Here is a 5,183-nt window from a genome sequence, read left to right on the forward strand (position 1 = left end):
GCGGCGCACCGTCGCCGCGGCCCGCCCGCACCTCGATCCCACCCGGGGCCGCTACTTCAGGTACGGCCCCGCGGTGCCGATTCGACCGGGCCCGTTCAGGACGTACACCCGGAGGTTGCCCTTGCCGGGCGCCGCGACCGTCAGGGTGCCGTTGGTGACGGCCCGCTGGTCGCCGGTGAGGGCGTCCGTGTAGGTGCCGTTCGGGACGCCGGTGAAGGTGGCCGCGCCGGTGACCGTGACCAGCGCGAAGCTGTCGGTCGTGCCGCTGGTGTAGCGGCGCTTGTACGCCATCGAGCCGCTGATGCCCTCGGTGGAGTACTGGCCCATCTGGAGCGCCGGAATCGCCCGGCGGATCTGATTGAGCCTCTGGACGTGCTGGACCAGCGGCTGGGCGAGGGTCTGGGCGACCGCTCCGCTCGCCGACTCGACGGTGGAGAAGCCGGAGGCCCTCACGTCTCCGGCGAGATGGCCGCCGAAGTAGGCGCGGCCCGTGGACGCCAGTGGGCAGGTGGGACCGCAGTCGATCTTCTTGCCCTTCTGGAACTCGATCTCGGAGCCGTAGTACAGCGTGGGGATGCCGCGGAAGGTCCACATCAGCGACATGTTCTCCGCCCAGGCGTCCGTGCCGCCGGCGTAGCGCTCGCTGCTCTTGTTGGGTCCGTAGTCGTGGCTGTCGACGTAGACGACGTTGTAGGTGGCGTCGTTGTAGCTGTCGTCGGAGTCCTTGCCGTTGCCGAAGGCGTTCTGCGCGTCACCGAAGTTCATGTGCATCCGCATGTCGATGACGTTCATCCCGGAGAACCCGCTGTGGTCCGGCGCGTGGTAGCTGTTGCCGTTCAGGAAGGCGTTGTTCGACGTCGGCTGGTTCGCCGTGCCCTGCTGCTGCTCGTAGTCGTACATCTCCAGGGCGGCGGTGGAGTCGTCGAGCGCGTACTCCTTGCGCTCCTTCCAGGTGTAGAACTGGGCGGAGTGGTTGACCGAGCCGCGGTTCCACTTGTCGTTGACGAAGGCGGCGACCTCGCCGAAGACGAAGAAGTTCCTCGCGGCCTCCGCCCCGAACTTCTTCGTGACCCGCTCCTGGATGGCGGGCAGGAAGCGCCGGTTCCAGGTGGTGCGCGGGATGTGGACGGCGGTGTCGACGCGGAAGCCGTCGACCCCCATGTCGATGTACTTGTCGTAGGCGCCGATCAGATAGTTCTGCACGGGCGCGGACTCGGTGTCGAAGTCGGCCAGGTCGTCGTGCAGCCAGCAGGAACGGGAGTCCTCGCCCTCCCAGTTGCCGATCCAGCAGTTGTGGTAGAGCGACTTCGGGAACATGCCCGACGTGGGGTTCGGCCACTGGCAGTTGTAGATCCGGTAGCCCTCGGGGGAGGTGTACGGGGTCGGGGTGCCCCAGTCGACGCAGGTGTTGCCGGCCGGCTCGGCCGTCGACCACAGATCGCCGTTGTAGTACGACTTCCCGGACTTCGGCTCCACGGTCAGCCCGTCGTACTCGAAGGAGGAGTTCGGCTCGTCGTAGTGCCAGCTCCACTGGCTGTCGCGGACGCCGTACACCTTCGGGGTGAACAGGCCTTTGGCGCCCCAGCGGGAGGAGTGGTTGTAGACGACGTCCTGGTAGATCTTCATGCCCTTGGCGTGGGCCGCGTTGATCAGGTCCTGGTACGAGGCACCGGCCGACTCCAGGCGGGCGTCGACCTCGTAGAAGTCGTACCCGTGGTACCCGTGGTAGTCGTAGTCGGACCGGTTGAGCACCACGGGGGTGATCCAGACGGCCGAGAAGCCGAGCCCCTTGATGTAGTCGAGCTTGTTCACCAGCCCCTTGAAGTCACCCCGGAACATGGGGTCGTCGTTGGCCGCGTTCCCCGACTTCATGTGCTGGCTGCCGCCCCGGTTGTTCGAGGTGTCGCCGTCGTTGAAGCGGGCGGTCAGGACGAAGTAGATCGGGTCCTTGCGCGGATCGGTGCCGAGCGGACGGCTCGGATCGGGGGCCGGTGGCGCCGTGCCGGTGGTCGCCCGGGCGGGCGTGGAGGCGGCGGAGGAGTTGCCGGCGGCGTCGAGGGCACGGACCGTATACGTGTAGGCGGTGTTCTCCGCCAGATTCGTGTCGGAGAGGACGGTGGAGCCGACGTCGGTGACCGTCGTGCCGCCCGTACCGCCGGTGCGGGTCACCTGATAGCCCGTCACCTCCTTGTTGTCGGTGGCGGGTTCCCAGGTCAGCACGATGGAGGTGCCGTCGGCGTTCGCCTCGACGCCGGCGGGCATGCTGGGCGCCTCGGTGTCGGGGACCTCGGCGGCGCACGGGTTCGCGGCGTTGCCGGTGACGACCTTGTCCTTGACGGTCGTCGTGCCGGCGGACAGCGCGTAGTTCGCGCCGTTGTTGTTGTCCCAGACGCCGTTGCCGTTGTTGAAGACGGCGCTCATGACGGTGGCCGTGCCGAGGTCGACGGTCCGCTTCCACCAGCCGGTGCAGACGGCCTCCATGCCGATGCCCGGGACAGCGGTCCAGGCTCCGCCGGCGGGGGCGTAGTGCAGGTTGGCGGTGGTCCAGCCGAGAGCGGCGGTGGAGTAGTAGACCGTGGCCTGGTTGCCGGGCCCGGGCCCGCCCGGGTCGCCGGCGCACGGGTCGGAGTGGGCGACCACACCGTCCTTGACCGTGATCGTCCCGGTGCCCAGGTCGTAGTTCTGTCCGCCGTTGTTGTCCCAGGTGCCGGTGCCGTTGTTGAAGGTGGCCTGCAGTCCTTCGGCGGAGCCCAGGGCGACGGTCTTCTTCACCCAGTCCGTACAGGCCGCCTCCATCGCCACGCCGGGGACGGTGGTCCAGGCGCCGCCGTCGGGCGCGTAATGGAGGTTGTGGGCCGACCAGTTCTTGGTCTTCGTGTAGAAGAAGACCGTCGCGGTGTTCTCCGCGGCCGCGGCGGGCGCCGGGGACACGGCGGCCGGGTCGGCAGGGGGCGCGGCGGAGAGCAGCCCGAGCAGGCAGGCGGCGGCCAAGGCCGCCGCCGGGGCGCGTCCGAACCGCCGGAAGGGAGTGCGTCGCATACGTCACTACTCCGGAGCAGGGCCGCGACGGGGAGGTCGCGGCGGTCGATGGACCCCGCTCACTCCGAAGCGTCTCGGACCGGAACGGGAGAGCTGCCCCTTCGCTGAAAGGGCAGTCGGCAACTTGCAGCAAGCGCTTGCGGGAGCGAAAGTTACCCGTGCATGACACGGGCGTAAAGGGTCCGGGACGGGATCCGTGACGAACGGGCTCGGGGTGCCTCGACGGGGGGTGGTCACCCAGGCCTTGAACGTGTTCAATAATGCGGGCATGAGCTTTCCGCGCCCTCGCACCCGGGCCCTGTGCGCCGCCGTCCTCTATCTCGGAACGGTGGCCGCCGCCGGCCTCCTCGGGGACGGCTCGGTCGTGCCGTACGCCCTGGCGTTCCCCGGATCCGCCGTGCTCGTCGTGCTCCTGTTCGCGGCGTCGGCGGCCCTCGACTCCGGCGAACCGCCCGCCGACTCGGCCTCCGCGCTCGGCCCGCTGGTGTACGTCGTCGGCGGTGCGCTCGTCAACGTGCTGCTGGTCTGGACGGCGGTGAGCTTCGCGCGCGTGTTCGTCCGCGACTGCCGGGCAGCCCGAAGGGCACGCCGCGCCTGAGGGGTCGAGCGCGGCGGGGCGGTGCAGCGGCCGGCCCGGTGGGCCGGGCCCGCGCACCGGGCCCCCGCCGTGCCGCATAGAGTCGACCTCGGCTCGTGACCCGTCGCCCGACCGTCGTACGGGATCCGTGCCCGCCCCCGTACCGTCGCACCACCCCGAGGAGCACTCCGTGACCGACGCGGCGTCCACCGCCACGCAGCAGCAGATCGCCCGGGAACTCGAGGTTTCCCCGACGTTCGACCCGCTCGCCGAGATCGAACGCCGGGTGGCCTTCCTCACCGAGCGCCTCACCTCCACGGGGCTGCGCGCCCTGGTGCTCGGCATCAGCGGCGGTGTCGACTCGACGACCGCGGGCCGGCTCTGCCAGCTGGCCGTCGAGCGGGCCCGTGCCGCCGGACACGACGCCACCTTCTACGCCATGCGCCTGCCCTACGGCGTCCAGGCCGACGAGAAGGACGCCCAGCTCGCGCTGGGCTTCATCGCCGCCGACCGGGTCCTGACCGTGGACGTCAAGCCGTCGAGCGACGCGGCCCTCGACGCCGCCCTGGCCGGTGGCGTGGCCTTCCGGGACGCCCACCACCAGGACTTCGTCCAGGGCAACATCAAGGCCCGTCAGCGGATGATCGCGCAGTACGCCGTCGCGGGCGCCCATGACGGTCTCGTCGTCGGCACCGACCACGCGGCGGAGGCCGTCTCCGGCTTCTTCACCAAGTACGGCGACGGCGCGGCCGACGTCGTCCCGCTGACCGGTCTGACCAAGCGCCGTGTGCGCGCCGTCGCCGAGGCGCTCGGTGCCCCCTCCGAGCTGGTGTGGAAGACGCCCACGGCCGACCTGGAGACCCTCGACCCGGGCAAGCCCGACGAGGACGCGCTCGGAGTCACGTACGACGACATCGACGACTTCCTGGAGGGCAAGCCGGTCGCGGAGGCCGCCTTCGCCGCCATCGTCCGCCGCTACGAGCTCACCGACCACAAGCGCCGGCTCCCGATCGCTCCCTGAGGGTGACGTGCGACCACCATCCGGACGTGAGCCCGCGTGGCGGGCGTCCGGAAGGTGGTCCGCTTGGTGTGCCCTCGGAATCCCCAGGGGGTCCACACGAAGGAGACAACGGCATGTTCGGACAGACGAAGGCGTTCAGCGGCTTCTCGGTCGACGATCTCGGCAAGGCCCGCCAGTTCTACGGCGAGACCCTCGGCCTCCCGGTCGAGGAGAGCGGGCAGGGCGACATGCGGATGCTGACCATCAAGCTGGGGAGCGGCGCGAACGTCTTCGTCTACCCCAAGGACAGCCACACGCCCGCGTCCTTCACGATCCTGAACTTCCCCGTGGACGACATCGAGGTGGCCGTCGACGAGCTGACGAAGCGGGGCGTGAGCCTGGAGCGCTACGCGGAGTTCGACCACGACGCCAAGGGCGTCGTCAGGGGCCCGGGCCCCGAGGGTGGTCCGGCCGCGATCGCCTGGTTCACCGACCCGGCGGGCAACGTCCTCTCCGTCATCCAGGAGTAGTGCGTCGTACGGCGACGGCCCGGCCCGAGCGAGGGTC

General features: G+C 70.0%; 4 protein-coding genes. 3 read left to right on the forward strand and 1 reads right to left on the reverse strand.

Annotation, left to right across the window (positions count from 1 at the left end):
* Window positions 1-51 precede the first annotated feature (51 nt).
* The gene (locus ACFVZW_RS33550; RefSeq protein WP_384529520.1) at window positions 52-3,039 is read right to left on the reverse strand and encodes a carbohydrate binding domain-containing protein; all 2,988 of its coding nucleotides are present in this window, start codon (window positions 3,037-3,039) and stop codon (window positions 52-54) included.
* Between the two features lie 268 nt (window positions 3,040-3,307).
* Between ACFVZW_RS33550 and ACFVZW_RS33555 the strand changes: the two genes are divergently transcribed.
* From ACFVZW_RS33555 to ACFVZW_RS33565, 3 genes are all read left to right on the forward strand, one after another.
* Window positions 3,308-3,637, forward strand: a complete 330-nt coding sequence (locus tag ACFVZW_RS33555; protein WP_384529523.1) for a hypothetical protein — start codon at window positions 3,308-3,310, stop codon at window positions 3,635-3,637.
* Window positions 3,638-3,806: 169 nt separating this feature from the next.
* Window positions 3,807-4,637: an ammonia-dependent NAD(+) synthetase gene (nadE, locus tag ACFVZW_RS33560; protein WP_384529525.1), complete on the forward strand. Its 831-nt coding sequence runs from the start codon at window positions 3,807-3,809 to the stop codon at window positions 4,635-4,637.
* Window positions 4,638-4,750: 113 nt separating this feature from the next.
* On the forward strand, window positions 4,751-5,146 hold the full coding sequence (locus ACFVZW_RS33565) for a VOC family protein (RefSeq protein ID WP_384529528.1): 396 nt from the start codon (window positions 4,751-4,753) through the stop codon (window positions 5,144-5,146).
* Window positions 5,147-5,183: the final 37 nt, after the last annotated feature.

Source organism: Streptomyces sp. NPDC059567, from assembly GCF_042735655.1.
In the GTDB taxonomy this organism is placed as follows: Bacteria; Actinomycetota; Actinomycetes; order Streptomycetales; family Streptomycetaceae; genus Streptomyces.